General features: G+C 58.3%; 26 protein-coding genes and 2 pseudogenes. 17 read left to right on the top strand and 11 right to left on the bottom strand.

Annotated elements, in window-relative coordinates; genetic code table 11:
• Positions 1-56: 56 nt before the first annotated feature.
• Positions 57-2,822 carry a sigma 54-interacting transcriptional regulator gene (locus ACR809_RS21880; RefSeq protein ID WP_020323858.1) on the bottom strand — a complete coding sequence of 922 codons (2,766 nt, stop codon included), beginning with the start codon at positions 2,820-2,822 and terminating at the stop codon, positions 57-59.
• A gap of 108 nt (positions 2,823-2,930) precedes the next feature.
• Positions 2,931-3,752: a GNAT family N-acetyltransferase gene (locus ACR809_RS21885; RefSeq protein WP_020805211.1), complete on the bottom strand. Its 822-nt coding sequence runs from the start codon at positions 3,750-3,752 to the stop codon at positions 2,931-2,933.
• Between the two features lie 32 nt (positions 3,753-3,784).
• On the opposite strand from ACR809_RS21885, the gene ACR809_RS21890 reads away from it, so the two are divergent.
• Both ACR809_RS21890 and ACR809_RS21895 read left to right on the top strand, forming a co-directional pair.
• Positions 3,785-4,318 carry a GNAT family N-acetyltransferase gene (locus ACR809_RS21890; RefSeq protein ID WP_002887560.1) on the top strand — a complete coding sequence of 178 codons (534 nt, stop codon included), beginning with the start codon at positions 3,785-3,787 and terminating at the stop codon, positions 4,316-4,318.
• A 69-nt stretch (positions 4,319-4,387) separates the two neighbouring features.
• A complete protein-coding gene (locus ACR809_RS21895) occupies positions 4,388-5,251 on the top strand; it encodes a MurR/RpiR family transcriptional regulator (protein WP_122051566.1) in 864 nt (287 codons plus the stop codon).
• On the opposite strand, the gene ACR809_RS21900 is transcribed toward ACR809_RS21895, so the two are convergent.
• The 5 genes from ACR809_RS21900 to ACR809_RS21920 all read right to left on the bottom strand — a co-directional run bounded on the left by ACR809_RS21900 (position 5,248) and on the right by ACR809_RS21920 (position 10,231).
• Positions 5,248-5,847: a 2-dehydro-3-deoxy-6-phosphogalactonate aldolase gene (locus ACR809_RS21900; protein WP_004178521.1), complete on the bottom strand. Its 600-nt coding sequence runs from the start codon at positions 5,845-5,847 to the stop codon at positions 5,248-5,250. The two genes, ACR809_RS21895 and ACR809_RS21900, sit on opposite strands and share 4 nt — an antisense overlap.
• Positions 5,834-6,706 carry a 2-dehydro-3-deoxygalactonokinase gene (locus tag ACR809_RS21905; RefSeq protein WP_020805197.1) on the bottom strand — a complete coding sequence of 291 codons (873 nt, stop codon included), beginning with the start codon at positions 6,704-6,706 and terminating at the stop codon, positions 5,834-5,836. Before ACR809_RS21905 ends, ACR809_RS21900 begins: the two co-directional genes overlap by 14 nt.
• A 9-nt stretch (positions 6,707-6,715) precedes the next feature.
• The gene (locus ACR809_RS21910) at positions 6,716-8,203 is read right to left on the bottom strand and encodes a sodium:solute symporter family protein (RefSeq protein WP_004182852.1); all 1,488 of its coding nucleotides are present in this window, start codon (positions 8,201-8,203) and stop codon (positions 6,716-6,718) included.
• 185 nt (positions 8,204-8,388) lie between these two features.
• Complete coding sequence (locus ACR809_RS21915) at positions 8,389-8,781, bottom strand: RidA family protein (protein WP_004177530.1); 393 nt, start codon at positions 8,779-8,781, stop codon at positions 8,389-8,391.
• 10 nt (positions 8,782-8,791) lie between these two features.
• Complete coding sequence (locus ACR809_RS21920; protein ID WP_002887553.1) at positions 8,792-10,231, bottom strand: N-acyl-D-amino-acid deacylase family protein; 1,440 nt, start codon at positions 10,229-10,231, stop codon at positions 8,792-8,794.
• Here ACR809_RS21920 and ACR809_RS21925 point away from each other — a divergent pair.
• Positions 10,209-10,388 (top strand): hypothetical protein, encoded by a 180-nt coding sequence (locus tag ACR809_RS21925; RefSeq protein WP_122051567.1) that lies wholly within the window; start codon positions 10,209-10,211, stop codon positions 10,386-10,388. The genes ACR809_RS21920 and ACR809_RS21925 overlap by 23 nt on opposite strands.
• Positions 10,389-10,431: 43 nt before the next feature.
• Positions 10,432-11,652 carry an amino acid deaminase gene (locus ACR809_RS21930; protein WP_004177531.1) on the top strand — a complete coding sequence of 407 codons (1,221 nt, stop codon included), beginning with the start codon at positions 10,432-10,434 and terminating at the stop codon, positions 11,650-11,652.
• Between the two features lie 118 nt (positions 11,653-11,770).
• On the opposite strand, the gene ACR809_RS21935 is transcribed toward ACR809_RS21930, so the two are convergent.
• The gene (locus ACR809_RS21935) at positions 11,771-12,787 is read right to left on the bottom strand and encodes an Ldh family oxidoreductase (protein WP_122051568.1); all 1,017 of its coding nucleotides are present in this window, start codon (positions 12,785-12,787) and stop codon (positions 11,771-11,773) included.
• A gap of 212 nt (positions 12,788-12,999) precedes the next feature.
• Between ACR809_RS21935 and ACR809_RS21940 the strand changes: the two are divergent.
• Positions 13,000-13,264 (top strand): annotated as a pseudogene (locus ACR809_RS21940) (FAD/NAD(P)-binding oxidoreductase); the annotation flags it as partial.
• Between the two features lie 3 nt (positions 13,265-13,267).
• On the opposite strand, the gene hpaR reads toward ACR809_RS21940, so the two are convergent.
• Positions 13,268-13,708 (bottom strand): homoprotocatechuate degradation operon regulator HpaR, encoded by a 441-nt coding sequence (gene hpaR / locus ACR809_RS21945; RefSeq protein ID WP_002887503.1) that lies wholly within the window; start codon positions 13,706-13,708, stop codon positions 13,268-13,270.
• Between the two features lie 64 nt (positions 13,709-13,772).
• On the opposite strand from hpaR, the pseudogene ACR809_RS21950 reads away from it, so the two are divergent.
• From ACR809_RS21950 to ACR809_RS22005, 12 genes and pseudogenes are all read left to right on the top strand, one after another.
• A pseudogene (locus tag ACR809_RS21950) lies at positions 13,773-13,937 on the top strand (hypothetical protein).
• Positions 13,938-13,995: 58 nt separating this feature from the next.
• The gene (locus ACR809_RS21955; protein ID WP_023280837.1) at positions 13,996-14,628 is read left to right on the top strand and encodes a fumarylacetoacetate hydrolase family protein; all 633 of its coding nucleotides are present in this window, start codon (positions 13,996-13,998) and stop codon (positions 14,626-14,628) included.
• Positions 14,625-15,389 (top strand): fumarylacetoacetate hydrolase family protein, encoded by a 765-nt coding sequence (locus ACR809_RS21960; RefSeq protein ID WP_020079698.1) that lies wholly within the window; start codon positions 14,625-14,627, stop codon positions 15,387-15,389. Before ACR809_RS21955 ends, ACR809_RS21960 begins: the two co-directional genes overlap by 4 nt.
• Positions 15,386-16,852, top strand: a complete 1,467-nt coding sequence (gene hpaE / locus ACR809_RS21965) for a 5-carboxymethyl-2-hydroxymuconate semialdehyde dehydrogenase (protein ID WP_023280836.1) — start codon at positions 15,386-15,388, stop codon at positions 16,850-16,852. Before ACR809_RS21960 ends, hpaE begins: the two co-directional genes overlap by 4 nt.
• 1 nt (position 16,853) lies before the next feature.
• Positions 16,854-17,711 carry a 3,4-dihydroxyphenylacetate 2,3-dioxygenase gene (gene hpaD, locus ACR809_RS21970; RefSeq protein ID WP_002887492.1) on the top strand — a complete coding sequence of 286 codons (858 nt, stop codon included), beginning with the start codon at positions 16,854-16,856 and terminating at the stop codon, positions 17,709-17,711.
• A gap of 9 nt (positions 17,712-17,720) precedes the next feature.
• Positions 17,721-18,101 carry a 5-carboxymethyl-2-hydroxymuconate Delta-isomerase gene (locus ACR809_RS21975; RefSeq protein WP_004151392.1) on the top strand — a complete coding sequence of 127 codons (381 nt, stop codon included), beginning with the start codon at positions 17,721-17,723 and terminating at the stop codon, positions 18,099-18,101.
• A 108-nt stretch (positions 18,102-18,209) separates the two neighbouring features.
• Positions 18,210-19,013, top strand: coding sequence for a 2-oxo-hept-4-ene-1,7-dioate hydratase (gene hpaH / locus ACR809_RS21980; protein ID WP_002887487.1), 804 nt, complete (start codon positions 18,210-18,212; stop codon positions 19,011-19,013).
• A gap of 10 nt (positions 19,014-19,023) precedes the next feature.
• Complete coding sequence (hpaI, locus tag ACR809_RS21985) at positions 19,024-19,821, top strand: 4-hydroxy-2-oxoheptanedioate aldolase (RefSeq protein ID WP_122051569.1); 798 nt, start codon at positions 19,024-19,026, stop codon at positions 19,819-19,821.
• A 21-nt stretch (positions 19,822-19,842) separates the two neighbouring features.
• The gene (gene hpaX, locus ACR809_RS21990) at positions 19,843-21,201 is read left to right on the top strand and encodes a 4-hydroxyphenylacetate permease (protein ID WP_122051570.1); all 1,359 of its coding nucleotides are present in this window, start codon (positions 19,843-19,845) and stop codon (positions 21,199-21,201) included.
• A 9-nt stretch (positions 21,202-21,210) separates the two neighbouring features.
• The gene (gene hpaA, locus ACR809_RS21995) at positions 21,211-22,101 is read left to right on the top strand and encodes a 4-hydroxyphenylacetate catabolism regulatory protein HpaA (protein WP_004177537.1); all 891 of its coding nucleotides are present in this window, start codon (positions 21,211-21,213) and stop codon (positions 22,099-22,101) included.
• A gap of 224 nt (positions 22,102-22,325) precedes the next feature.
• Positions 22,326-23,888 carry a 4-hydroxyphenylacetate 3-monooxygenase, oxygenase component gene (gene hpaB / locus ACR809_RS22000; protein WP_002887473.1) on the top strand — a complete coding sequence of 521 codons (1,563 nt, stop codon included), beginning with the start codon at positions 22,326-22,328 and terminating at the stop codon, positions 23,886-23,888.
• Between the two features lie 19 nt (positions 23,889-23,907).
• Complete coding sequence (locus ACR809_RS22005) at positions 23,908-24,420, top strand: 4-hydroxyphenylacetate 3-monooxygenase reductase subunit (protein ID WP_002887467.1); 513 nt, start codon at positions 23,908-23,910, stop codon at positions 24,418-24,420.
• A gap of 74 nt (positions 24,421-24,494) precedes the next feature.
• Here the strand turns inward: ACR809_RS22005 and ACR809_RS22010 are convergent, their stop codons facing one another.
• The gene (locus ACR809_RS22010) at positions 24,495-25,205 is read right to left on the bottom strand and encodes a transcriptional regulator (protein ID WP_162897756.1); all 711 of its coding nucleotides are present in this window, start codon (positions 25,203-25,205) and stop codon (positions 24,495-24,497) included.
• A 127-nt stretch (positions 25,206-25,332) separates the two neighbouring features.
• Positions 25,333-25,956: a hypothetical protein gene (locus tag ACR809_RS22015; protein ID WP_004177539.1), complete on the bottom strand. Its 624-nt coding sequence runs from the start codon at positions 25,954-25,956 to the stop codon at positions 25,333-25,335.
• Positions 25,957-26,328 lie beyond the last annotated feature (372 nt).

The following is a 26,328-nucleotide window of genomic DNA, read 5'->3' on the forward strand; positions in this document are numbered from 1 at the left end:
ACGTGCCAGAAACAGTGGCGCGTCGGCTAACGTAAGGATAAAAAAGAAGAGATGTGTTAAAAGTCTTGATCTTCCTGAATAAATTCCGTTTCCCGCGTCAGGATATCGTGAATGTAGCAGAGCTCTACAACGGGAATTTTGACACTATACCCGCTCTCTATGACACTAAAGGCCTCGCGTAGCGTAGCCAGCTCGCGATCCGGACACTGCCCTCCAGTGTATTGGGCTGGGGAAGCGTGACGAATTAATCGCTCTATCAAACAGCTTATATGCACATACAGCGCGACCTTACGATCGTTAGGTACATCGCGCCCGGCCAGATGCTCATAGCGCAGCAAAAACTGCTCAACCTGGTTGATCACCTTAGCCGTATCGAGGATCGTCACCGACTCGATCACCCGGCGCAGCGAAAAGTTTTTCAGGATCAGGTTGTTGATCTCGCTGACCTGCTCCGCCGTCGCCAGTTCGCCAAAAATGCGCATCAGCGGACGACTCCCTTCGCCAGAGATCAGCGAATCCAGCGAGATCCAGGGTAGATCGGCAAGATGCGGATCCAGGGTGCCGACGATCGCCAACACCTCATAGCGGCTTAGCATCGGCTCCCGTCGCGCGGGATCGGCAAGGGTCTCCACATCGCAGGCCACAATATCAATGCCAAGCGCTTCAGGAATGCTGGCTTTTAACAGCGCCGACAGATTCGCCGCCGCGCCCAGACCGGTCGCGCAGGTGGTTAAAATCGCCCGCGGCTTATCGGTTTGCGGGTAATAGAGCTGGTGCTCAACCGCAAGGTCATCGCCGATCTCGCGGACGATATCTTCCAGCATAACGCCCTGCAAAATGCGCTCCCCGACGTACATCGCCATACCGGTGGAGACATTGTTGATGATCGCCATCGGCGTACTCAGGCGACGATTAAAATGGCGGTGAATGGCGTTCAGCGATCCCATGTCGACCAGGATTATCAATCCTGATGCCAGGGCATGGCTCTCTATGTAGGCCATCACCTGGTTAGCGATAGCCTCCGGCGTCACGTCCAGCGGCATATCGAATGACTCAAAGAGCTGGCTTTTCAGCAAGCGGTTCGCCACGTTGGCGATGCTGCTGGCGGTAGCGTAACCGTGAGCGAGAATTATCGCCCGGGTCACCTGCTGCTGGCTGATGGCGCCATTCTTGTGGAACCACAGCACTAACAGCAGCAGGTCGATACGCTGGGGTTCAATATCCAGCTTCAGCGTCAACGCACCGAGGATCGCTTCGCAAAAGCGATACAGCAGCGGAAACTTCTGTACCAGGAAGTCCTCCAGCTGGCGGGCTTTTTCATTGTTTATCGTGGACTGCGCCTGTCGGGATCGGTGGATCAGGTAGTGGCTCAGCGCGTAGAGGCAGTTGCCGTTAAACTGGATATTGAAGCGCTTTTCCAGGCGATAATACTCCTCCCGAACCTGATGAGCGATCAGCAGCAGCATCTGCGAGCTACTGGAGTCATGATTATCAAAGATCAACCGATCGAAGAGGGTTTCAATCTCTTCCCCCATGCTCCTTTGCGCCTCTTCCCAGACCGTTTTTTTATTCAGCACCGCTTCATACTGCGCCAGAACCCGACACTGAACGTCATAGATCAGCCCCTGTACCGGGTCGCGCGCGCGCAGCAGCCAGACCAGGCTGGTCTGCGGCTCGATCAGCAGCGGCTCCTGCTGGCCCATCGCTTCGCTGAGCGCTGGCGTCGCGGCCATGACATTTTCCGGCAGATCGTGCAGCGTCACGGTCAACATTTCGCGGCCCGGAGACCTGGCCCACGCTGACGCCACGGCGTACTTCACCACATTCTTCAGCTCGCCGACGTTGCCCCGATAAACATACTGCGTCAGGACCTGCAACAATCGCGGCGTTAGTTGCAGCCGGGCGGCAAGCGTGCGCGCCTCCTGCCAGAAAAACTGTAGCGTTAGCGCCTCCTTCTCCTCGCGGCTACGGTGTTGAAGATCGGGCAAGCTAACCAGGATCGGAATTCGGCGCAGGAAGGTGGTGAGAAAAGTGCTGTGAATATCTTCGGTGGTGGCAAACACCAACCGCAGCGAAATCGGCAAGCCTTGCGCGGTCTCCCCCACCCGGTAGATCTCCTTACGATCCAGCCAGGTGAACAGCTTCTCCTGTCCCTGAGCATCCAGGCGATGGACCTCATCGAGAAACAGCATCCCGCCGTTTGCCGCCTCAAACGCCCCCGCTTTATCGCTCTGCGCACCGGTAAACGCGCCTTTGACGTAGCCAAACAGGTTGGCGGCCAGCAGCTCCGGATTACTCGCATACTGCGCGCAGTTAAAGCTCACAAAGGGAGCATCGGGCGCCAGCAGCCCCTGGGCGATGGCAAACTCATGCATCAGCTCAGCCATATAGCTTTTGCCGGTCCCGCTGTCGCCGGTGATCAGCAGCGGTAGCCCGCCGTTAGGATAAAACAGCGCGGTTTTCATCTGCTCAATCGGTTTACGCAGGCTGCCGTCATGCCCGGTCAGCAACGAAAAATGGTCCGCCTGCTCCGGCTGGCGGTCGCTCTCCGCGAGTAACTCCGCCATGCTGGCATACTCACTGCGGGAAAGCGGGTAGAACTGCTGGCAAAAGGCTTTTTTATGCAGAAAATAGACCGGCCGGGTGTTGATTTTCACCAGCACGTCCTGAGCGACCAGCTGATTGAGATAATGGCTGGCGGTATTTCTTTGCATCGCGAAACGCCGGGCCAGCCAGCTGGCGGTAAAGACCTCGCTCAGGTTATCCGGATCGAAAAAATCGGTCTGATTTTGCAAAAAAGCCAACAGTTCCGTTTTACGCATCGCATCCCCCTCTTCGCCATTACGAAGGGATATGATGCGGGAAAAGAGAGGCTTATCGACGGCCCATGCTGTTTTTTGCGGTCCAGCGCACACTCCTGGCTAAGCCGACTACGCGTCGGCCAGATCCATCGTCATTTCATACTGCTGCAGCGAGAGCGGCGTATATCCGGCCGCGGCAAACAGCGGCGTAAAAGTTTCCGGGACCGTCACCGAAGTACCAATGCCCGGGAACTGCTGCGCCAGCGCCATCAGCAGCTCACGCGCCAGCCCCTGGCGGCGGGCGGCGGGCTCCACCCACAAAAACGACAGTACAGGGCGCGAGCCCGCCGTCGTTAGAACCGCGAAGGCGCGATGTTCCAGCGTCACGACCTGACATGGCAGAGTGGCGAAGGTAAGCGGATCCAGCAGCCAGGGAAGCTGGCTGTTACTCTCCTCAATGGCGCGCCGAAGCAGGGACAGGGTGGGATAAAGCTGCAATACGCCCGGCACCGGGGGCAGAAGTTCTGTACTCAGGTAGCCGCAGAGCCCATAGCGTCGCGTAAAGCCCAGCGACTGATACAGCGCGACGGCCGCATGGTTATCGCGGATCACCTCCAGGAATACCGTCTCGATCCCCTGCTGTTGCAAAAGCATCAGCAGCTCCTGCATCAGTTTCCGGCCCAGGCCTTTGCCGCGCCAGGCCGGGCGCAGGGCAAAGGCCGCCAGGCGAGCGGCACTCCCCCGGCGCGCGACGATCGCGATCGCCGCCGGTTCATCTCCGGCCAGCCAGACGCGGGAATCGACCAGGCTCATCCCCTCGGCGCTAAAACGCTGAACAAATCCCTCTACCGACTGGGTAACAGGCACCAGGTAGGCTTCAAAACAGGCGTTGAGAATATCCGTTAACTGCACGCTGCTGAACTGCGTGGCGGGAACGGCGGTCAGCTCCATACTTTTCTCCCGAAGGCTGCTATGCTGAGGTGATGAAAACTAACACTATAACTGCCGGTGCCGTATTACGCCTGACTCAGGAGAGCGATATCGCCCTTCTGCCCGCCATTGAACGTTCTGCCGCCCAGGCATTTCGCCAGATCCCTTCTCTCGCCTGGCTGGCGGACAGCGAGGTGATTAGCGTTGCGCGCCATCATGATTATCTGGAAACGGAGCATAGCCTGCTGGCGGTAGCCGCCGGGCAACCCGTTGGCTTTATTCTGACCGAACCGCTCGACGATGCGTTATTTATCGTCGAAGTCGCCGTCCACCAGGCCTGGCAGCAACAGGGCATCGGCCGGATGCTGCTGGAGCGGGTTATTGAGAGCGCACGGCAGATGGGCTACCCGGCGGTAACCCTCACCACCTTCCGCGAGGTGCCGTGGAATGCGCCGTTTTATACCCGTCTGGGATTCGCCATGCTCGATGAGCTGACCCTGCCCGCCGGGCTGGCGGCAAAAAGGGAACAGGAGACCCGGCACGGCCTGCCGCCCGAGTCGCGCTGCGCCATGCGCCTGGCGTTGTAGACTTCAGCACTGATTTCAGCGGCGCAATATGGTACAAAGTACCATTCAAAACTTACCCGTTGTTACCGTATGTCCTGGTCAATCGATATTATTTCCTGCATAACCGATCGCTTTGTGGAACTCACGGCGACCGAAAAACGCATCGCGCAGTTTATTCTCGATGATGTCGCGGCGGCGGCGGAGCTGCCCATCGCCGAGATAGCGCGTCTGACGCAAACCAGCCAGGCTTCGGTCACCCGTTTTGCCCGGGCGCTCGGCTGTAAAGACGTCCGCGAGCTGAAGATGAAGCTTGCGCAATCTCTTGCGGTCGGCCAGCGGTTTATCCTCGATGTTCCGGATCTCGAAGGCGTCCAGGGGATCTATGAGTCAATCATCAGCGTACTGGAGACCAACCGGCGGGCGCTGGATATCGAGGCGCTGAAGCGCGCGGTGAGCTGGCTGAGCGATGCGCGGCAGATCCTCGCCCTGGGGATGGGCGGCGGTTCGACCATCTGCGCTCAGGAAATTCAGTATCGCCTGTTTCGCCTCGGTCTGCCGGTAGTCAGCCAGAGCGATGGTCTGCTGGTACGCATGATGAGCTCGGCGGTGACGCCGCAGGATGTGGTGATCGTGCTGTCTCTGGGCGGCTATACCCGGGAAATCATCGAGAGCGCGGCGATTGCCAGCCAGTACGGCGCGAAGGTTATTGCGATTACCCCCGCCGGAACGCCGCTGGCTGAACAGGCGGATCTGGTGCTACCGCTGCTGGTACGGGAAAACGACTATATCTTTAAGCCCAGCACTTCCCGTTACGCGATGCTGGCGATGGTCGATGTGCTGGCCACCGAACTGGCGATGGCCAACAAAACCCAGGCAAAAGGCAAATTACGCCGTATTAAGCTGGCGCTCGACAGCCACCGCGGCGGCGTCGATCGGCAGCCGCTGGAGGACTAACTTTTACTGGCGGAGATAAACCTCTCCGCCTGCTCGCGGGTACGTTCCACGGCCTGTCCGGCGCGATAAAGATCGCTGCCCAGACCGGCACCGGCGCACCCCGCCTGTATCCAGGTCGCCAGACTTTCCGGCGTCACGCCGCCGACCGCCAGCACCGGAACCTCCGGCGGCAACACCGCTTTCAGCGCGCGAATATAGTCCGCGCCGAATGCTGATGACGGAAAGATTTTCAGCCATTGCGCCCCGGCATCCAGCGCGCTAAACGCCTCGGAGGCCGTCGCGCAGCCGGCGCACACCAGCATCCCCTTATCTACCGCGCGGCGGATCACCGCCGGGGCCGTATTGGGCGTCACGATAAGTTTCGCCCCGGCTTCAGCGAGAAAATCAACCTGTTCAACCTTCAGCACCGTTCCCGCGCCAATCATCGCCCGCTCGCCAAACTGACGCACCATCGCCGGAATACTTTGCTGCCAGTCCGGCGAGTTGAGCGGGATTTCGATATAGCGAAAGCCTGCATTTATTAGCGTCTCAATATGATCTGCCGCCTCAGCGGGTTGAATGCCGCGTAAAATCGCCACCAGCTTAATCTTGTCCATCAATCATCCTCGCTATACCCGAAAGAAACGCCGCCTCGCCGGAGCAACAGGAAACGGCTAACCCACGCGCCGCCATCGCCTGCTGATAACGGGCGTTGAGCGAGTGCTCACCAACCAGCACCACGCGGCTGGCGCGATAGCGTTCGCTGAATGTCGCCACCTCCGCGCCAATCAACAGCCCGGAGAGATAATCGCTCACCGAAGTCGCCGCCAGCGCGCCTAACACCCGCGCGGCGCGGGCGCTAAAAAGCCCGGACAATAACGCCGGCTGATTTAACCCTTTTTCTATACCGAGGGCGAAAGAGGCTTCATCCGGCAACTGCGCAGGCAGTTGCTGGCCGAGCAGCGAATGGTTAAGCAGCAGGTGATGCAGTTCGCCGGTCATCGCCGTGGCGAACTGGCGCACCACGCCGTTTTGCACCTGCACCCATTTGCAGTGGGTGCCGGGCATCACGTAACACTCCGCGGGCATCAGTTGCCAGGCGCCCAGCAGCTGCGTTTCTTCACCGCGCATTACGTCGTAATCTGCAGCCTGCGCCACTTTCAGCCCCGGCACGATCCACACTTTTTCCGCCACCTCATATAACTGACCGTTGAGTGCCTCCAGCGCCAGCGGGCAGGCCAGATAAGGCACCGGTTGCCAACCGGCATCGCTGCCGATCATGCCCGCCATCACCACCGGCAGCGCGGGGTCGCCGCGCCACGGCGCCAGCTGCTGCTGAAATACCGCTTCGGCGCGCTGCCCGTTCAGACGCGTGACGCCGCAGGGCAGTTTCAGCTTGTCGATGCATTCGCCATCACGCATCCGCCATGCCCGCAGCTGGGTGGAGCCCCAATCGACGGCAATATACTCGTTCATGATTGCCCCTTACCCGCGTGAGGTATGACGTTTGCCAATCGGCAGCGGCGGCGGCGTTGGGCGGCTTTCACGCTCGCGGGTAATCATCTCCAGCGCCTGCTCGCGGCTCATGCTGCTGGCCGGGGTCAGTAACGTCACCACAACCGAGGCCACCAGGCTCGTCAGCACCGCCGGAATACACGGGTTGCCCCAGAACGCCAGCCAGTCGCTATCCACCAGCACCGCAACCGATGCCCCGGCGCCGCCGGCCAGCGCGGCGACCGCGCCCTGCCAGTTAAAGCGTGTCCAGAAACGGCCAAGCATGGTGCAGATAAACATCCCGGACATAATCATCGAGATCATTTTGGTGATGTAGCTGATGATGTCGTTGGAGGTCAGGGCAAACAGCAGCGCCAGCGCAATCACCAGAACCAGGAAGATCCGCGACAGGCGAATCGCTTTCTCCGGCGCGGGCATATGGCCGGTCACCAGGGTGTAGAGGTCGCGCAGCATAATGGACACCGCGGCGATGGCATCAGAGCTGCCGGAAGACATATTGGCCGACATGCCGGCAATCAGGATCGCCATCGCCAGCACCGGCGGCAGCACCTGGGTGGCAAACAAGAAGGCGAAGCCGCTGTTCTCCAACTGCGGGTTCATGGTCCATACCGCCATACCGATGATCGCCGGCAGGAAGGAGAATCCCAGATACAGCAGGCCGGTAATCGTGAAAGAGTGGCGTACCGAAGAGACGGTCTTCGCTGAGTAAATACGCTGGCGATAAGAAGGCGTCGCCAGCACGCCGACGCCGATCACCATCGCCAATGATAGCGCCGGCAGCACGCCTAATTTATCGACCGCGAACAGGCTTTGCGCCGCCGGATCGACGGCCTGCTGAATATGGCTCCAGCCGCCAACGTGATGAACCGCCAGTATCGCCATTAAAATAAAGCCCACGAACAGCACGATCGATTGAATGGTATCGATCCACACCACCGCGGAATAGCCGCCGATACCGACATAAACCACAAAAGCCAGCGCGATAATAATTTTCGCGACATTAATATCAATGCCGCTGGCCCACGCCAGATATAATCCGCCGCCTAATATATGCGCCCCCAGCCAGCCGATAGAGGCAATAAAAATAAGTATCGCGACGAGGTTTTTAATAATTTTACTGCCGCCGGTGTAATACGACATTTCTTCACTCATGGTCATGAAGCGAAGTTTACGTACCGGTGCGAATAACCATGCCACCAGCAGGATCCCCACCGCGCCGCCGAGGCCGTAAAGCATCCCGGCCCAGCCGTTGCTGTAGCCAAAGCCGACGGCGCCGACGCTGGAGCCGGTCCCCACCATGGTGCCGACCGTCGAACCGAGAGTGAGGATCATCGGCAGCGAACGACCGCCAAGTAAAAAGTCTTCGCCGGTTTTCTGTTTGCGCGAAACGTACCAGCCTAAGGTAATCATCGCGCAGGCATAAACGGAAAACCAAATCATAAATGACATATTATTCATGGCTCACATCCAGACGTAATAAATAATATTCGTGCCGCTGAATATTATGAGTTAACAGGAACCATGCCTGAAAAAAGGCATAGCGAACCCAGTGGCACCGATTTATTTATTCACTCTGGTGCCGATATCACACTTTTTTGATGCTCCCTCCCGCAAAGGGAGGGATTTATTTTAGGTTTCGAGCGTTATTGTCGCGCAGCGTTAAAACAGGTCACATCCACTTCGACTTTACAATCCACCACCAGGTCCGCTACGCAGCAGATGCGGGCAGGCGGGTTGTCGCCAAAGAACTCGCGAAATACCTTATTGAACGACTGAAAATAGCGCGCATCGGTGAGGATCACTTTAACATGCACCACGTCGGCCAGGGTGTAGCCCGCTTCGGTCATGATATCTACGCAGTTCTGAATCGCCAGACGCGACTGGTCGACAATCCCGCCTTCCACCACTTCCCCGTCCTTCATCGGCGTCTGGCCGGAAACGTACAGCCAGCCTCCCGCTTCCACCGCCCGCGCGAACGGCAGGTGCTGCCCGCCGGTACCGGTACCGCCTTCTACGCCATAACGCTTGATACTCATACTCAACTCCTTAGTCCATCCGACGACGCAGGAAACGCCCTGCCCGTCCGGTAATTTTCTTATCACTGCCGTAGCTCATCACGCCGTTGACCATCACCGCCTCAATGCCGTCCGCCGGTCGTTTCGGGTCGGAGAAACTGGCGACATCGCGCACCGTCTGCGGGTCAAACAGCACCAGGTCGGCAAAGTAGCCAATTTTCACCAGCCCGCGATCCGCCAGCTGGAAGCGCGCCGCCGACAGCCCGGTCATCTTGTGTACCGCGGTAGTCAGCGGGAATAGCTGCTCGTCGCGGCTATAGTGGCCGAGCACCCGCGGGAAGGCGCCCCACAGGCGCGGATGCGGCATCGGATCGTTCGGCAGCCCGTCAGAGCCAATCATGGTGACCGGATAGCGCATCACCCGCCGTACGTCCTGCTCATCCATGTTGTGATAAATAGCGCCCGCCGGCATCAGCCGCGCCGCGGCGTCGTGCAGGCTCACCTGCCACTCATCGGCGATCTGCTGCAGCGTTTTCCCCGCCTGCTCCGGCTGCGCTTCGGACCAGGTGATCACGATATCAAACTCGTCGGTCACCTGCTTCATATCCAGCGTCGACGAGCTGGCGGAGTAGGGATAACAGTCGCAGGCGATATCCTGCTGCTGGCGCATCTCATCGAAAAAGGCCAGCGTCTCTTTGGTACGCCCCCAGTTTTTCGCCCCGGCGCACTTGTGGTGCGAAACCACCACCGGCACGTTGCCGTGGCGACCAATACGGAAGGCTTCGTCCAGCGCCTCGAGAATCGGCTCAAACTCTGAACGTAAATGGGTGGTATAGACGCCCTTCCCGGCCGCCAGCTCTTCCGCCAGCGCCATCACCTCCTCGGTGGTCGACTGGAAGGCGCTGGCGTAGGCCAGCCCGGTACTGAGCCCTAATGCTCCCTGGCGCAGCGCATCGCGTAGCTGTACGCGCATGCCGGCGATTTCCGTCTCGTTCGCCGGACGAAACAGATCGTCCATATGGTTATTACGCAGCGCGGTGTGACCGATTAACGTGCCGACATTCAGCGACGGTCGCGCCGCCTCCACCGCATGGGCATAAGCCTCCACGGTGGGATAGATAAAGTGTTGCTGCTCGCCGAGGAGATTCATCGGGTCCGGCACTTCCCCCCGCATGGTGGCGGTCGCCGCACTGATCCCGCAGTTGCCGACGATCACCGTCGTCACCCCCTGGCTGAGCTTCGGCAAGTACTCCGGCATGCGGATCACGTTGATATCATCATGGGTATGCACATCAATAAAGCCCGGCGCCAGTACCCGCCCCTGGCCATCAATCACCTGCTCCGCCGCAACGTCCAGCGCCGGGGCGATAGCCATAATTCGATCGCCCTTCACCGCCACATCAGCACGGTATTGCGGCCCGCCGCTCCCGTCGATCACCGTGACGTTTTTGAAAAGCCAGTCAACTTTCATAGCAATTACTCCCTTTCGACATGCCGATAAGTTAACCATTTACAAGCGCAAAAAACAGTGGAAAACTACGCAAAACTCAGATCGTTTTATGATACTTTTATTCAAAAAGAATAACATTTTTATATTAAAAATATATTTATCAAATAGTTATAAATGATACCCAGCGACTAACCGATTATAAACCCTGAAAGGATAGTGTTATGAAATACCATTCAGCACCGCTCATCCCGCACAAATCCGCCCTCATGTCCGCGCCGGCTAATCTGCTGGCGGAAGAGGTCTGTCTACCCGCCGCGCTGCTAAAAAAGTCGGCGCTGGAAAATAATATTTCATGGATGCAGCGCTACGCCGACGCCCGCGGCGTATCGCTGGCGCCGCATGGTAAAACGACAATGACGCCATGGATATTTCAGGCGCAGCAGCGAGCGGGGGCGTGGGGGATCGGCGTAGGCAGCGCCTGGCAGGCTAGCGCGGCAATGGCCAGCGGCATCCAACGCGTCCTGATGGTTAATCAGCTGGTCGGCAAAGCCAATATGCAGGTGGTCGCGCAGCTAAAAGCCCACTATCGGGCGGTGGATTTTATCTGCTGCGTCGATAGCGAGGTCAACGTGCGCGCCCTCTCCACATTCTTCGCAGACCAGGGACAAACGCTGGATGTGCTGATTGAACTTGGCGTGCCTGGCGGGCGCTGCGGCTGTCGTAGCGTTGATGACGCGCTGGCGCTGGCGCAGCGGGTAAGCGACCTGCCGGGGTTACGGCTACGCGGACTGGAATTGTATGAAGGGGTGCTGCACGGCGACGATCCGCAGCCGCAGGTGGAAGCGCTGTTACAGCAGGCCGCGGCGCTTGCCTGCCGCATGGAGCCGCTGGTTGACGGCGAATTTATTCTCACCGGCGCGGGCACCGTCTGGTATGACGTGGTGTGCAACATCTGGCTGGCGGCGGCAAAACCGCGCCGCTGCCGTATCGTCATCCGCCCTGGCTGTTATATCACCCACGATCGCGGGATCTACGATCTCGCCCAACAAGCGCTGATCGCCCGCGATCCGATTGCCTGCGATCTCGCCGGCGATCTCACTTCAGCGCTGGAGCTGATGGCGATGGTGCAATCGGTGCCGGAGGCGGATCGCGCGGTAGTGAATTTCGGCAAGCGCGACTGCGCTTTCGACGCCGGGCTGCCGCAGCCGATCGCCCATTATCGTAATGGCCAGCAGTTAGCGCTGCGCGCGGAGTCGATCGTCAGCACCGGCATCATGGATCAGCATTGTATGCTGCGCCTGGCGCCGGGCAGCGATGTGCAGGTCGGCGATATTCTGCTGTTCGGCACCTCGCACCCGTGTCTGACCTTTGATAAGTGGAAGACGTTGCTGCTGGTCGATGACGACTACAACGTGCTGGACGAGCTCGACACGCTGTTTTGACAGGCATCCGGATAGCGGCGCTTCGCGCCTTACCCGGGCTACACAACCCGCGACGTTCGGTAGCCCGGCTAAGCGTAGCACGAGCCGGGGGATGTATCGGGTAGCGGCGCTTCGCGCCTTACCCGCCCTGGCGCAAGGCGCAAATCTCATCATGCAATGAACGACTGACAATGACTCCCTGCCGTTCACTCTGCTGGCGGCAGGCAAAACGCCGCTCGCCCGGCAGCCGCGCCCCTTGTTCCTGCATACCCATGAACAGCGTTTCGGCGCGCTCCAGCTGCTCTGGTGCCTGCGCGCCGAGAAAGCGCTGCGGATCCAGCGCCAGAATCAGCTCGCCGCCGTAGGGGAGACCGCCCGCGCCGTTATCCCACGCCAGCGATTCGGCGCTGGTCATATCGCCAATAAGCGGCCCGGCCAACAGCTCAACCATTGCCGCCAGCGCCGAGCCCTTATGGCCGCCGAAAGTCAACATCGCGCCGTTCAGCACCTCTGCGGCATCGGTCGTTGGCTGTCCCTGACTGTCGATTCCCCAGCCTTCCGGTAGCGCTTTGCCGGCGCGCTGATGCAGCTGGATCTCGCCGCGCGCCGCGGCGCTGGTCGCCATATCAACAATAAACGGCGGCTTATCCTGCCGCGGCCAGCCGAAGGCGATGGGGTTGGTGCCGAACAGCGGACGTGTGCCGCCCGCCGGGGCGACCCAGGCGTGGCTTGGCGTACAGGCCAGCCCTACCAGCCCTGCCTCGGTCAACGGCTCAATATCGGCAAACAGCGCGGAAAAATGAACGCAGCGATTAATTGCCAGCGCCGCAATGCCATTGTGGCGCGCCTTCTCCAGCATCAGCGGCAGCGCGCGCTCGTAGGCCAGCAGTGAAAAAGCGCCCCCGGCGTCCGCCCGCGCAATCCCCGGCGCATGGTCATGGATCTGCGGCTCGGCATCGGGCGATACCTTACCTTTGCGCAGGGTATCGACAATGCCCAACAGCCGCCACAGGCCGTGGGAAGCGCAGCCGTCGCGCTCCCCGGCGGTCACATTGCGGGCAATCGCCGCCGCGTGGTCGGCGCTAAATCCATTGGCGCTGAGTACCTCCAGCGCCAGGTCATAAGCTTCAGGTAACGATAGAGTTACCGACTCCATACTGTTCTCCTTTACTCTTCTTCGTCTCCGCTAAAGTTAGCCTGCGGCAGGCAGCTGCGCGCGCCCCAGTAGTAAATCCCCAACGACATCGCCGCCATCCGGAAGGTGAAGGGCGCGCGGCTGATTGCCCGCCCCTCCGTGCACAACGCGCTGTTTGAAACCGCCGACGGCGGCGGCGTGGTTTACTGGCAGAAACTGATCCTCTGCTGCAGCGCTGGCAGCGCTTCGCCGCGGCCATCAACCGCACCTTCCGGCTGGCGGAGTCGTTGAAAAACGCGGCGACGCCGGAGAGCCTGCTGTGCCGTTGCGAAGATGTGCGCTGCGGCGACGTGGCTGCCGCCGACGACTGGCTGCAGGCCAAACTGACCCAGCGCCCGCTGGCTGTATGGCTGGCCGCTGCCGCAGCCGAGAGAGCCGCTGTCCCCCGCCCGCGCGGAAACGCTTATTGCCCTCGCCAGGCTGAGCGCCGAGCCGTAACCGCTACTCTTCTTCATCGCCGCGCCCGGCAGGGACGCCAAGCGCAATAAACTCCTCCAGCAGGGAGGTCAGTTGCTGCAGCTTTTCCGTGGTGAACTGGGCCTCCAGCAGGCGATAGGTTTCTTCCACCTCCGCCTGGGCGCTTTCGTACAGCGCAGTTCCGGCAGGCGTCAGCGAGACGTACAGCTTGCGCTGATCGTTAACTGGCTTTAAGCGCAGCACCAGCCCATCCCGCTCCATACGCGTCAAAATACCGGTCAGACTGGGGCGCAGGATACAGGCGCGAAAGGCCAGATCGTGAAAGTCCATCGACGGACGTTCGGCGAGAATTCGCACGATCCGCCACTGCTGTTCGGTGAGATTGTGCCGTTTGACGATCGGTCGAAAGTAGGCCATCGCCGCTTCACGCGCCTGCAACAAGGCAATGGTTAATGAATCATGCATAGTATCCCCTCAACAGCCTCACCAAAAACTTATTAATAACTTAATAATTAGCGTTCATCCTGCCATGTACAACCGGTTTCTGCACCTGAAAAGTACCAGTCTTTTCCTGAAAAATATTCAATCTATTGATTTATAACAAATAAGTAATTGTTATGTAAATATTGTGTTAATCCGATCACAAAACATTCACTTCTATTTGCCAAACCGGCGCGCAAAGAATAAAAGATGATCATTAACATATTAATGAAATTCCTTCGAATCGATAATCAGTACCAGAGGAGTGGTGAATGAAAGGTACCATCTTCGCCGTTGCGCTCAATCATCGCAGCCAGCTCGACGCCTGGCGCGAAGCGTTTCAACAGGCCCCCTACAAGACGCCGCCGAAAACCGCGGTCTGGTTCATCAAACCCCGCAATACCGTGATTGGCGATGGCGAAGCCATTCCCCATCCGCAGGGCGAGACCGTACAAAGCGGCGCGACGGTGGCGCTGATTGTCGGCAAAACCGCGCGTAAAGTGGCGGCGGAAGAGGCAGCGCACTATATCGCCGGCTACGCGCTGGCTAACGACGTTAGCCTGCCGGAAGAGAGTTTTTATCGCCCGGCGATCAAAGCCAAATGCCGCGATGGCTTCTGCCCCATCGGCGCGCTATCGGCGGTACGCAACGTCGACGATCTAACCATCATCACCGAAATTAACGGCCGCGAGGCGGATAGCTGGAATACCGGCGATCTGCAGCGAAATGCCGCGCAGCTGCTTAGCGCCTTAAGCGAGTTCGCCACCCTCAATCCCGGCGACGCGATCCTTATCGGCACGCCCCACTCTCGCGTCACGCTGCGCCCCGGCGACCGCGTACGTATTCTCGCCGACGGTTTCCCGGCGCTCGAAAACCCGGTTGTCGCAGAAGGAGAGCTGGCATGAAACAGGCACGTATTGAATGGCAGGGACAGGTACGCGACGTGCTGGTCGATGAACGCGATCAGGTGCGCCTGCACGATGGCACGGTATTGAAAGAAGGCGAATTCCGCTGGCTGCCGCCCGCCGACGGCACGCTGTTCGCGCTGGGGCTGAATTACGCCGACCACGCCAGCGAGCTGGAGTTTAAACCGCCAACCGAGCCTTTGGTATTCATCAAAGCGCCGAACACTTTTATTGGCCACCAGCAGCAGTCGGTACGCCCGGATAACGTCGAATACATGCACTACGAAGCCGAACTGGTGGTAGTGATCGGGAAAACCGCGCGCCGCGTCAGCGAAGCCGAGGCCATGGATTATGTCGCTGGCTATACCGTGTGCAACGACTACGCGATCCGCGACTATCTGGAAAACTACTACCGCCCGAACCTGCGGGTGAAAAGCCGCGATACCCTGACGCCGATTGGCCCGTGGATCGTCGCCAAAGAGGCGATCCCGGATCCGCATAATCTGGCCCTGCGCACCTGGGTCAACGGCGAACTGCGCCAGCAGGGCACCACCGCCGATCTGATCTTCAGCATCCCGTTCCTCATCGCTTATTTAAGCGAATTTATGACCCTGCAACCGGGCGACATGATCGCCACCGGCACGCCGAAAGGGCTATCCGATGTGGTGCCGGGCGACGAGGTAATCGTTGAAGTCGAGGGCGTGGGCCGCCTGGTCAACCATATCATCAGCCAGCAAGCGTATGAGGAGACACTGTCATGAAAAAGATTAACCATTGGATCAACGGTAAAAACGTTGCCGGCGCAGACTATTTTCATACCACCAACCCGGCCACCGGCGAGGTACTGGCTGAAGTCGCCTCCGGCGGCGAAGCCGAAATCAACCAGGCGGTAGCGGCGGCGAAAGAGGCCTTCCCGAAGTGGGCTAACCTGCCGATGAAAGAGCGCGCGCGGCTGATGCGCCGCCTGGGGGATCTTATCGATCAGAACGTCCCGGAGATCGCGGCGATGGAAACCGCCGATACCGGCCTGCCTATCCACCAGACCAAAAACGTGCTGATCCCGCGGGCGTCGCATAACTTCGAATTTTTCGCCGAAGTGTGCCAGCAGATGAACGGCAAGACCTATCCGGTCGATGACAAGATGCTCAACTACACCCTCGTGCAACCGGTTGGCGTCTGCGCGCTGGTGTCGCCGTGGAACGTGCCGTTTATGACCGCCACCTGGAAGGTGGCGCCGTGCCTGGCGCTGGGCAATACCGCGGTGCTGAAAATGTCCGAGCTGTCGCCGCTGACCGCCGATCGTCTGGGCGAGCTGGCGCTGGAGGCCGGGATCCCGGCTGGCGTGCTCAACGTGGTGCAGGGCTATGGCGCCACCGCTGGCGACGCGCTGGTACGCCATCATGATGTGCGCGCCGTCTCCTTCACCGGCGGCACCGCCACCGGCCGCAACATTATGAAAAACGCCGGCCTGAAAAAGTACTCCATGGAGCTTGGCGGAAAATCGCCGGTGCTGATTTTTGAAGACGCCGATATCGAGCGCGCGCTCGACGCCGCGCTGTTCACCATTTTCTCGATCAACGGCGAACGCTGCACCGCCGGTTCGCGCATTTTCATTCAGCAGAGTATTTATCCGGAGTTCGTCAAACGCTTCGCCGAGCGCGCCAACCGCCTGCGCGTGGGCGATCCGACCAATCCGAATACCCAGGTCGGCGCGCTGATTAGCAAGCAGCACTGGGAGAAAGTGTCCGGCTACATTCGCCTCGGCATTGAAGAGGGCGCCACCCTGCTGGCCGGCGGCGCGGATAAACCGTCCGACCTGCCGGCGCATCTGAAAGCCGGCAACTTCCTGCGCCCGACGGTGCTGGCGGATGTCGACAACCGTATGCGCGTCGCCCAGGAAGAGATTTTTGGCCCGGTCGCCTGCCTGCTGCCGTTCAAAGACGAAGCGGAAGGGCTGCGCCTGGCGAACGATGTGGAATACGGCCTGGCGTCGTATATCTGGACCCAGGACGTCAGCAAAGTGCTGCGTCTGGCGCGCGGTATTGAAGCCGGGATGGTGTTCGTCAACACCCAGAACGTGCGCGACCTGCGTCAGCCGTTCGGCGGCGTGAAGGCCTCCGGCACCGGCCGCGAAGGCGGCGAGTACAGCTTTGAAGTGTTCGCCGAAATGAAAAACGTCTGCATCTCGATGGGCGACCATCCGATCCCGAAATGGGGAGTCTGATATGGGTAAGTTAGCGTTAGCAGCAAAAATCACTCACGTGCCGTCGATGTATCTGTCTGAGCTGCCGGGGAAAAACCACGGCTGCCGTCAGGGCGCGATCGACGGGCATAAAGAAATTGGCAAGCGCTGCCGTGAAATGGGCGTCGATACCATCATCGTGTTCGATACCCACTGGCTGGTCAACAGCGCCTACCACATCAACTGCGCCGACCATTTTCAGGGCGTCTACACCAGTAACGAACTGCCGCATTTCATTCGCGACATGACCTACGACTACGACGGCAACCCGGAGCTGGGCCAGCTTATCGCCGACGAGGCGGTGAAGCTCGGGGTGCGTGCCAAAGCGCACAATATTCCCAGCCTGAAGCTGGAGTACGGCACCCTGGTGCCGATGCGCTACATGAACAGCGATAAGCACTTCAAGGTGGTATCTATCTCTGCTTTCTGTACCGTTCACGACTTTGCCGATAGCCGCAGGCTGGGCGAAGCGATCCTCAAAGCCATTGAGAAATACGACGGCACCGTGGCGGTGCTGGCCAGCGGTTCGCTGTCGCACCGCTTTATCGACGACCAGCGCGCCGAAGAGGGGATGAACAGCTACACCCGCGAATTTGACCATCAAATGGATGAGCGGGTGGTGAAGCTGTGGCGCGAGGGCAAATTCAAAGAGTTCTGCACCATGCTGCCGGAGTATGCCGACTACTGCTACGGCGAAGGCAACATGCACGACACGGTGATGCTGCTCGGTCTGCTGGGTTGGGATAAATACGACGGCAAAGTGGAGTTTATCACCGAGCTATTCGCCAGCTCCGGTACCGGCCAGGTTAACGCCGTGTTCCCGTTGCCAGCGCAGGCGTAAGGGGGCCCCATGCCGCATTTTATCGCCGAATGTACCGACAACATCCGCGAGCAGGCCGATCTGCCTGGGCTGTTCGCCAAAGTCAACGAGGCGCTGGCCGCCACCGGCATCTTTCCGATCGGCGGGATCCGCAGCCGCGCCCACTGGCTGGATACCTGGCAGATGGCCGACGGCAGGCAGGATTACGCCTTCGTGCATATGACCCTGAAGATCGGCGCCGGGCGCAGCCTGGAGAGCCGTCAGGACGTGGGAGATATGCTGTTCGCGCTGATCAAATCCCACTTCGCGACGCTAATGGAGAGCCGCTATCTGGCGCTGTCGTTCGCCATGGAAGAGCTCGACCCGACGCTGAACTACAAACAAAACAACGTGCACGCGTTATTTAAATAATGTGCAAATTGCCCGGTGGCGCTGCGCTTACCGGGCCTACAACGGCCATGAATTTGTAGGCCGGATAAGCGAAGCGCCATCCGGCAATGCAATGCCACAGGAATCTCTATGCTCGATAAACAGACCCGTACCCTGATTGCCCAGCGGCTGAACCAGGCCGAAAAGCAGCGTGAACAGATCCGCGCGATCTCGCTGGATTATCCGTCGATCACCATTGAGGACGCCTACGCCGTCCAGCGCGAGTGGGTCGAGATGAAGATCGCCGAAGGCCGCGTGCTCAAAGGCCACAAGATCGGCCTGACCTCTAAAGCGATGCAGGCCAGCTCGCAGATCAGCGAGCCGGACTACGGCGCGCTGCTCGACGATATGTTCTTTCACGACGGCAGCGATATTCCCACCGACCGCTTTATCGTGCCGCGTATTGAAGTCGAGCTGGCCTTCGTGCTGGCCAAACCGCTGCGCGGCCCGAACTGCACGCTGTTTGATGTCTACAACGCCACCGACTACGTTATCCCGGCGCTGGAGCTTATCGACGCGCGCTGCCACAACATCGACCCGGAAACCCAGCGTCCGCGCAAAGTGTTCGACACTATCTCCGACAACGCCGCCAACGCCGGGGTGATCCTCGGCGGCCGGCCGATTAAACCGGACGAGCTCGACCTGCGCTGGATCTCCGCCCTGCTGTATCGCAACGGCGTAATTGAAGAGACCGGCGTCGCCGCGGGCGTACTCAATCATCCGGCCAACGGCGTGGCCTGGCTGGCCAACAAGCTGGCGCCGTACGATGTCCAGCTCGAAGCCGGGCAGATTATCCTCGGCGGCTCCTTCACCCGCCCGGTCCCGGCGCGCAAGGGCGATACCTTCCACGTCGACTACGGCAACATGGGCGCCATCAGCTGCCGGTTTGTTTGAGGAGAGCAACATGAACAACGCATTTAAAGAGGCGCTCAAGGCCGGGCGTCCGCAAATCGGCCTGTGGCTTGGACTGTGCAGCAGCTACAGCGCCGAACTGCTGGCCGGCGCGGGCTTCGACTGGCTGCTGATCGACGGCGAACACGCGCCCAACAATGTACCAACGGTGCTGACCCAGCTGCAGGCCATTGCGCCCTACCCCAGCCAGCCGGTGGTGCGTCCGTCGTGGAACGATCCGGTGCAGATCAAACAGCTGCTGGATGTCGGCGCGCAAAGCCTGCTGGTGCCGATGGTGCAGAATGCCGAAGAGGCGCGGCTGGCGGTCAGAGCCACCCGCTATCCGCCAGCCGGCATTCGCGGCGTCGGCAGCGCGCTGGCCCGCGCCTCACGCTGGAATCGTGTCCCGGATTATATCCACCAGGCCAATGACGCCATGTGCGTGCTGGTACAGATTGAGACTCGCGAAGCGCTGAAAAATCTGCCGCAGATCCTCGATGTCGACGGGGTAGATGGTGTGTTTATCGGCCCGGCGGATCTCAGCGCTGATATGGGCCACGGCGGCAATCCGCAGCACCCGGAAGTGCAGGCCGCCATTGAAGATGCCATCCAGCAAATCCGTCAGGCCGGTAAAGCGCCGGGGATCCTGATGGCTAATGAACAGCTGGCGAAACGCTATCTCGAACTGGGCGCGCTGTTCGTCGCCGTCGGCGTCGATACCACCCTGCTGGCCCGCGGCGCAGAAGCGCTGGCGGCCCGGTTTACCCACAACGCAACCACCACAACCGATAACAATAAATCCGTCTATTGAACGGATAATGTGGAGCGCAACATGACTACCTCTACCCTGCAACACAATGATAATAAAGCCGTTGAAGTAGAACACCGAGTGATCAAAAAGCTGTTCCGCCGCCTGATTACCTTCCTGTTTGTTCTCTTTGTTTTCTCATTTTTGGATCGAATTAATATCGGCTTTGCCGGTCTGACGATGGGTAAAGATCTCGGCCTGACCTCCACCATGTTCGGCCTGGCGGCGACGCTGTTCTACGTCACCTACGTGCTGTGCGGGATCCCCAGCAATATCATGCTGGCGAAAGTTGGCGCGCGCCGCTGGATCGCCGGGATCATGGTGGTCTGGGGGATCGCCTCGACCTGCACCATGTTCGCCACCAGCCCGCATACGCTGTACATCCTGCGCATGCTGGTCGGCATCGCCGAGGCTGGTTTTCTGCCGGGGATCCTCGTCTATCTGACCTGGTGGTTCCCGGCCTACCATCGCGCCCGCGCCAACGCCCTGTTTATGATCGCCATGCCGGTGACCATGATGCTCGGCTCGATACTTTCCGGCTATATTCTGGCGCTCGACGGCCTGTGGAACCTGAAAGGCTGGCAATGGCTATTTCTGCTGGAAGGCCTGCCGTCGGTGGTGCTCGGCGTCGTCACCTGGTTCTTCCTCAACGACACGCCGGATAAAGCCAACTGGCTGGATAACGAAGAGAAACAGGCGCTGATGGCGATGATCGATCGCGAACGGGAACATGCGGCGATCGTCCCGGCTTCGCCGCGTTCCACGCTGCGCGAAGTACTGACGCCAGCGGTGCTGATGTATACCCTCGCCTACTTCTGCCTGACCAATACCCTCAGCGCCATTAATATCTGGACGCCGCAGATCCTGCAGAGCTTCAACACCGGTAGCAGCAACATCATGATTGGCCTGCTGGCGGCGATCCCGCAGTTCTGCACTATTTTCGGCATGATCTGGTGGAGCCGCCGATCCGACCGCCGCAAAGAGCGCAAGATGCATACCATCCTGCCCTACCTGTTCGCCGCGGCGGGTTGGCTGCTGGCTTCGGCAACGCACCACAGCCTGATCCAACTGATCGGCATTATTATGGCTTCGGTGGGATCCTTTACCGCGATGGCCATTTTCTGGACCACCCCGGATCGGGTGATCAGCCTGCAGTCGCGCGCGGTGGCGTTGGCGGTGATCAACGCTATCGGCAACGTCGGCTCTGCCGTCAGCCCGCTGTTGATCGGCATTTTGCGCGATACCACCGGCAGCTTTAGCTCCGGGCTGTGGTTTGTCGCCGGATTACTGATCGTCGGCGCGCTGGTGCTTACCCGCATTCCAATGAGCCAGCGTGAGGACGCCGCCGCCGCGCCGGGATTAGCGGCGCAAAAAGGCCACTAAGGAGCGGGTATGTGCCAGCATTCAATCGCCAACATCGACATCAATAAAGATTACGACGAGAGTCTGGGCACCGAAGAGGTGCACTACCAGTCGTTCTCCCGCATGGCGGCCTTTTTTGGCCGCGACATGCAGGCGCATCGCCACGACCGCTATTTCCAGATGCACTACCTTGATACCGGACAGATTGAGCTGCAGCTTGATGACCATCGCTATTCGGTGCAGGCGCCGCTGTTTGTGATAACGCCGCCCTCGGTACCGCACGCCTTTATTACCGAGTCCGATAGCGATGGCCATGTGTTGACGGTCCATGAGGAGCTGATCTGGCCGCTGCTGGAGGTGCTTTATCCCGGCACGCGGGAGACCTTCGGCCTGCCGGGGATCTGCCTGTCGCTGGCGGATAAACCCGACGAGCTGGCGGCGCTGGCCCACTACTGGCAGCTGATTCGCCGGGAATCTACCGCCCAGTTGCCGGGGCGGGAGCATACCCTGGCGCTACTGGCGCAGGCGGTCTTTACCCTGCTGCTGCGTAACGCAAAGCTCGACGATCACGCCGCCAGTGGGATGCGCGGCGAGCTGAAGCTATTCCAGCGCTTTAACCAGATGATCGACAGCCACTACCATCAGCACTGGACGGTACCGGATTACGCCAGGGAGCTGCATCTGACCGAATCGCGGTTGACCGATATCTGTCGCCGCTTTGCCAACCGTTCGCCGAAGCGGCTGATATTCGACCGCCAGCTGCGCGAGGCAAAGCGGCTACTGCTGTTTTCCGATAGCGCGGTCAATGAGATAGCCTGGCAACTGGGGTTTAAAGATCCCGCCTATTTCGCGCGCTTTTTTAGCCGCCAGGTCGGCTGCTCGCCCAGCAGCTACCGGGCGCAAAAAGTACCGGTGTCGTAATTCGCCGCTGGCGCGGCGCTTACGGGGCTGCGGTTCACAGGGCGGCTCAGCGCCGCGTTGCCCGCCAAACGCTGCCGAGATCACAAAATTCACTCCCGCCTGAAAAGTACCCGTCGTTGTCGCAAACGTCCCTTCACGGCAAGCGCAATAACCGCTTCAATTGAACAACAAAAACAAAACATAAATTTAACATCGCATTCCGATTAATACTGAAGAGGTCACCTATGAAACCTGAAGATTTCCGCGCCGACGCGAAACGCCCGTTAACTGGCGAAGAGTATTTAAAAAGCCTGCAGGATGGCCGCGAAATTTATATCTACGGCGAGCGCGTGAAAGACGTCACCACGCATCCGGCCTTCCGTAATGCCGCGGCCTCCGTCGCTCAGCTGTACGATGCGCTGCACAAACCGGAGATGCAGGATTCCCTGTGCTGGGGCACCGATACCGGCAGCGGCGGCTACACCCATAAATTCTTCCGCGTGGCGAAAAGCGCCGACGATCTGCGCCAGCAGCGCGACGCCATCGCCGAATGGTCGCGCTTAAGCTACGGCTGGATGGGCCGCACCCCAGACTACAAAGCCGCCTTCGGCTGCGCGCTGGGCGCCAACCCGGCGTTTTACGGCCAGTTCGAGCAGAACGCCCGCAACTGGTACACCCGCATTCAGGAAACCGGCCTGTACTTTAACCACGCTATCGTCAACCCGCCGATTGACCGCCACAAGCCAGCTGATGAAGTGAAGGATGTCTACATCAAGCTGGAAAAAGAGACCGATGCCGGGATCATCGTCAGCGGCGCGAAAGTGGTCGCCACCAACTCGGCGCTGACCCACTACAACATGATCGGCTTCGGCTCCGCACAGGTGATGGGCGAGAACCCGGACTTCGCGCTGATGTTCGTCGCGCCGATGGATGCCGAAGGCGTCAAGCTTATCTCCCGCGCCTCCTATGAGATGGTCGCCGGCGCGACCGGATCGCCGTACGACTATCCGCTTTCCAGCCGTTTCGACGAGAACGACGCGATTCTGGTAATGGATAAGGTGCTGATCCCCTGGGAGAACGTGCTGATTTACCGCGACTTTGACCGCTGCCGTCGCTGGACCATGGAAGGTGGTTTCGCCCGCATGTACCCGCTGCAGGCCTGCGTGCGCCTGGCGGTAAAACTGGACTTTATCACCGCCCTGCTGAAACGTTCTCTGGAATGTACCGGCACCCTCGAATTCCGCGGCGTGCAGGCCGACCTTGGCGAAGTGGTGGCGTGGCGCAACATGTTCTGGGCGCTGAGCGATTCCATGTGCTCGGAAGCGACGCCGTGGGTCAACGGCGCATGGCTGCCGGATCACGCCGCGCTGCAGACCTATCGCGTAATGGCGCCGATGGCCTACGCCAAGATCAAGAACATCATCGAGCGTAACGTCACCAGCGGCCTGATTTATCTGCCGTCCAGCGCCCGCGATCTGAACAACCCGCAGATCGACCAGTATCTGGCGAAGTACGTGCGCGGCTCCAACGGTATGGATCACGTTGAACGTATCAAGATCCTCAAACTGATGTGGGACGCCATCGGCAGCGAATTCGGCGGCCGCCATGAACTGTATGAGATCAACTACTCCGGTAGCCAGGATGAGATTCGCCTGCAGTGTCTGCGCCAGGCGCAGAGCTCCGGCAATATGGACAAGATGATGGCGATGGTCGACCGCTGCCTGTCCGAGTACGACCAGAACGGCTGGACGGTGCCGCATCTGCACAATAACGCTGATATCAACATGTTGGATAAGCTGCTGAAGTAATTCGCAGCGGGAGGTCATAATGCAATTAGATGAACAACGCCTGCGTTTTCGCGATGCCATGGCCAGCCTGTCGGCTGCGGTTAACGTTGTCACCACCGCAGGCGAAGCCGGCCGCTGCGGCATTACCGCCACGGCGGTATGCTCGGTGACGGATACGCCGCCATCGGTGATGGTTTGTATCAACGCCAACAGCGCGATGAACCCGGTGTTTCAGGGTAACGGCAAGTTGTGCATCAACGTGCTGAACCACGAACAGGAAATCATGGCCCGTCATTTCGCCGGGATGACCGGGGTGACGATGGAAGAGCGGTTTGCCCTCAGCGGCTGGCAGCAGGGCGCGCTCGGGCAGCCGGTGCTGAAAGGTTCGCTGGCCAGTCTCGAAGGCGAGATTAGCCAGGTGCAAACCATTGGTACCCACCTGGTGTATCTGGTGGAGATCCGCAATATTACCCTGAGCCCGCAAGGGCACGGCCTGATTTACTTTAAACGCCGTTTCCACCCGGTGATGATGGAAATGGAAGTCGCAGTCTAAAATCCGCGCCCAGGTTTACTTATCGCCCGATACGTAAACCTGGCGCTTAATATGCGTCATCTCACCCGCCAGCCTTATTCAACAGCGCGACATGAAGCCCAATCAAAACGTCCACCGCCGCGGAAATTTTGTTCCCGGTAGTCAGCAGGTAATGTTAAGTGCCAGCCTTTTCGCCTGGCGGTACAGGCAATAACCGGAAATTGCGAATAATCTATAGCGTCATGAATAAATTGTTGTTTACCTATATTTGTTAAAAAAGCGTCTCCCCGATTCCAGATGGCTTTTTTTAACTTGATATTCCAGGTCTGATAGCTTTCACCAGCAATTGTATAACCTTCACCTTCAGGCGCTTTTTTGGTCCAGTCAATCTCGCCGCCATCGTATAAATATTGCCATACAGCATAGCGTTCAAGGGTAAACTGGCTGGGTAAAGTATTGACATTTTTAGAATCGATTTTATCGAGTAATTGCGGATTCGCTAACAGTAGCGCCATGGCTTTATGCATGTAACCCAACATAATATCGGGATGTTCGGGCACTCCCTCTTCTGCTTCAAACAAAGAGATATAAGCGAGATAGAGCGCATCATCACGCACTTTTTGACCGTTCGCCGCGGCGTTGGCGACGATTTTCGCCGCCCGATATTGTAAACTTCCCCAGGATTCCTCACCGCTAACAGGCCTGTAGCGATTATTGTATTTTTCTCCCGTCAGGTAGCCCTGAGCTGCATTTAAATCGTTAGCGTTTAACGCCGATTTAGCGCGCTGATGGTCCGATAAGGTCATTATATTGCGCCCCGTATTTCTGGCAATATAATACGACTGACGACAATCAGAAAGGATCATAACCTTAATGACCATGGCAATACTTCTAAAAAAAATCTTATATATTCTCACCGTTAAGTCCTTTAATTTATTTATAAATATAATGTTTGGAAACTTGTCTCGGTTCGATGTATAGCAAAACGGTTACCCGACCTTTTTTATAAGTACGTTGCCAGGTTGAACAGTTTTTTATTTTATTCAGATCTAATCTTTTATTATACCACTCCTGCTGTTTTGCAATGCAGGCGGAAAGACTTTGATAGAATTTCCCTTTTTCTGCAATGAACTCTTCTTTGATTGTCGCTGGCCCATATTCTCGATCAAGAACCTTAACTTCCTCATTATATAAGGCGAGTGCTTCCCGGCCATCATCAACTTTATAGGCCTGCTGACTGGAATCAACATCAGCGCTAACAAAAACACTTTTCAGCCCTTTATTCTTATCAAAATAAAGCTTCATCTCCTGATATTTCAACGCCCCCACTTCCTGGGGAGTCAGCGTTGAGATAATCAGATCCGGGTCTTTTCCGGCATAATTGATATCTGATACCTCCAGAGAATATAAAGGCGTGTTTCTGGCCTCATCGTAACTCATCCCCCAGCGCAAATTATAAGGGGCTGCCGGCTCATCAACAGCCTGATGTATCTCTCTTGCATGAGCATATGTTAAGTAAAAAGCACTGGCGATGATCATTATCTTTACAAATTTCATAACTCGAATTCCCTTTGTTAAACGCTATCCATACGACATGGCAAAGTCAGCATAATATCAAAATACCTCTACTTGAAATAAAGATAGTGATCTGCGGGTGATAAAAATCGTTATCCTCAGTTTGAAAGCATATCTTTGAGATGCGCAGAATAATATTGTGAGCTTAATCACACATTTACGCGCTCTCGTACTCATATCTAACCGCTTACCCCCGCAAGTAACCGCTTAACCCCCTATACAACCACTCACCGATTTACCCAACTTTACGCGCGCGCTGTTCTGGCAAGATCGGAGGCAGCCTAGCTAATCAATACCTCCATCAACCCTTACTTAAAACCAGACGGCTTCGGCCAATTATTCATCTAATTAACG

The organism is Klebsiella sp. CD33, from assembly GCF_051992865.1.
In the GTDB taxonomy this organism is placed as follows: Bacteria; Pseudomonadota; Gammaproteobacteria; order Enterobacterales; family Enterobacteriaceae; genus Klebsiella; species Klebsiella pneumoniae.

Excerpts from the sequence above, each read along its gene's own strand:
- hpaD (WP_002887492.1), top strand. The coding sequence starts at position 16,854 with ATGGGTAAGTTAGCGTTAGCAGCAAAAATCACTCACGTGCCGTCGATG.
- ACR809_RS21885 (WP_020805211.1), bottom strand. The coding sequence starts at position 3,752 with ATGGAGCTGACCGCCGTTCCCGCCACGCAGTTCAGCAGCGTGCAGTTA.
- ACR809_RS21915 (WP_004177530.1), bottom strand. The coding sequence starts at position 8,781 with ATGAGTATCAAGCGTTATGGCGTAGAAGGCGGTACCGGTACCGGCGGG.
- ACR809_RS22015 (WP_004177539.1), bottom strand. The coding sequence starts at position 25,956 with ATGAAATTTGTAAAGATAATGATCATCGCCAGTGCTTTTTACTTAACA.
- ACR809_RS21960 (WP_020079698.1), top strand. The coding sequence starts at position 14,625 with ATGAAACAGGCACGTATTGAATGGCAGGGACAGGTACGCGACGTGCTG.
- ACR809_RS21930 (WP_004177531.1), top strand. The coding sequence starts at position 10,432 with ATGAAATACCATTCAGCACCGCTCATCCCGCACAAATCCGCCCTCATG.
- hpaB (WP_002887473.1), top strand. The coding sequence starts at position 22,326 with ATGAAACCTGAAGATTTCCGCGCCGACGCGAAACGCCCGTTAACTGGC.
- hpaA (WP_004177537.1), top strand. The coding sequence starts at position 21,211 with ATGTGCCAGCATTCAATCGCCAACATCGACATCAATAAAGATTACGAC.
- ACR809_RS21910 (WP_004182852.1), bottom strand. The coding sequence starts at position 8,203 with ATGAATAATATGTCATTTATGATTTGGTTTTCCGTTTATGCCTGCGCG.
- hpaX (WP_122051570.1), top strand. The coding sequence starts at position 19,843 with ATGACTACCTCTACCCTGCAACACAATGATAATAAAGCCGTTGAAGTA.
- ACR809_RS22005 (WP_002887467.1), top strand. The coding sequence starts at position 23,908 with ATGCAATTAGATGAACAACGCCTGCGTTTTCGCGATGCCATGGCCAGC.
- hpaE (WP_023280836.1), top strand. The coding sequence starts at position 15,386 with ATGAAAAAGATTAACCATTGGATCAACGGTAAAAACGTTGCCGGCGCA.
- ACR809_RS21920 (WP_002887553.1), bottom strand. The coding sequence starts at position 10,231 with ATGAAAGTTGACTGGCTTTTCAAAAACGTCACGGTGATCGACGGGAGC.
- ACR809_RS21900 (WP_004178521.1), bottom strand. The coding sequence starts at position 5,847 with ATGGACAAGATTAAGCTGGTGGCGATTTTACGCGGCATTCAACCCGCT.
- hpaI (WP_122051569.1), top strand. The coding sequence starts at position 19,024 with ATGAACAACGCATTTAAAGAGGCGCTCAAGGCCGGGCGTCCGCAAATC.
- ACR809_RS21955 (WP_023280837.1), top strand. The coding sequence starts at position 13,996 with ATGAAAGGTACCATCTTCGCCGTTGCGCTCAATCATCGCAGCCAGCTC.
- ACR809_RS21935 (WP_122051568.1), bottom strand. The coding sequence starts at position 12,787 with ATGGAGTCGGTAACTCTATCGTTACCTGAAGCTTATGACCTGGCGCTG.
- ACR809_RS22010 (WP_162897756.1), bottom strand. The coding sequence starts at position 25,205 with ATGACCTTATCGGACCATCAGCGCGCTAAATCGGCGTTAAACGCTAAC.
- ACR809_RS21880 (WP_020323858.1), bottom strand. The coding sequence starts at position 2,822 with ATGCGTAAAACGGAACTGTTGGCTTTTTTGCAAAATCAGACCGATTTT.
- hpaH (WP_002887487.1), top strand. The coding sequence starts at position 18,210 with ATGCTCGATAAACAGACCCGTACCCTGATTGCCCAGCGGCTGAACCAG.
- ACR809_RS21905 (WP_020805197.1), bottom strand. The coding sequence starts at position 6,706 with ATGAACGAGTATATTGCCGTCGATTGGGGCTCCACCCAGCTGCGGGCA.
- ACR809_RS21895 (WP_122051566.1), top strand. The coding sequence starts at position 4,388 with ATGTCCTGGTCAATCGATATTATTTCCTGCATAACCGATCGCTTTGTG.
- ACR809_RS21890 (WP_002887560.1), top strand. The coding sequence starts at position 3,785 with ATGAAAACTAACACTATAACTGCCGGTGCCGTATTACGCCTGACTCAG.
- ACR809_RS21975 (WP_004151392.1), top strand. The coding sequence starts at position 17,721 with ATGCCGCATTTTATCGCCGAATGTACCGACAACATCCGCGAGCAGGCC.
- hpaR (WP_002887503.1), bottom strand. The coding sequence starts at position 13,708 with ATGCATGATTCATTAACCATTGCCTTGTTGCAGGCGCGTGAAGCGGCG.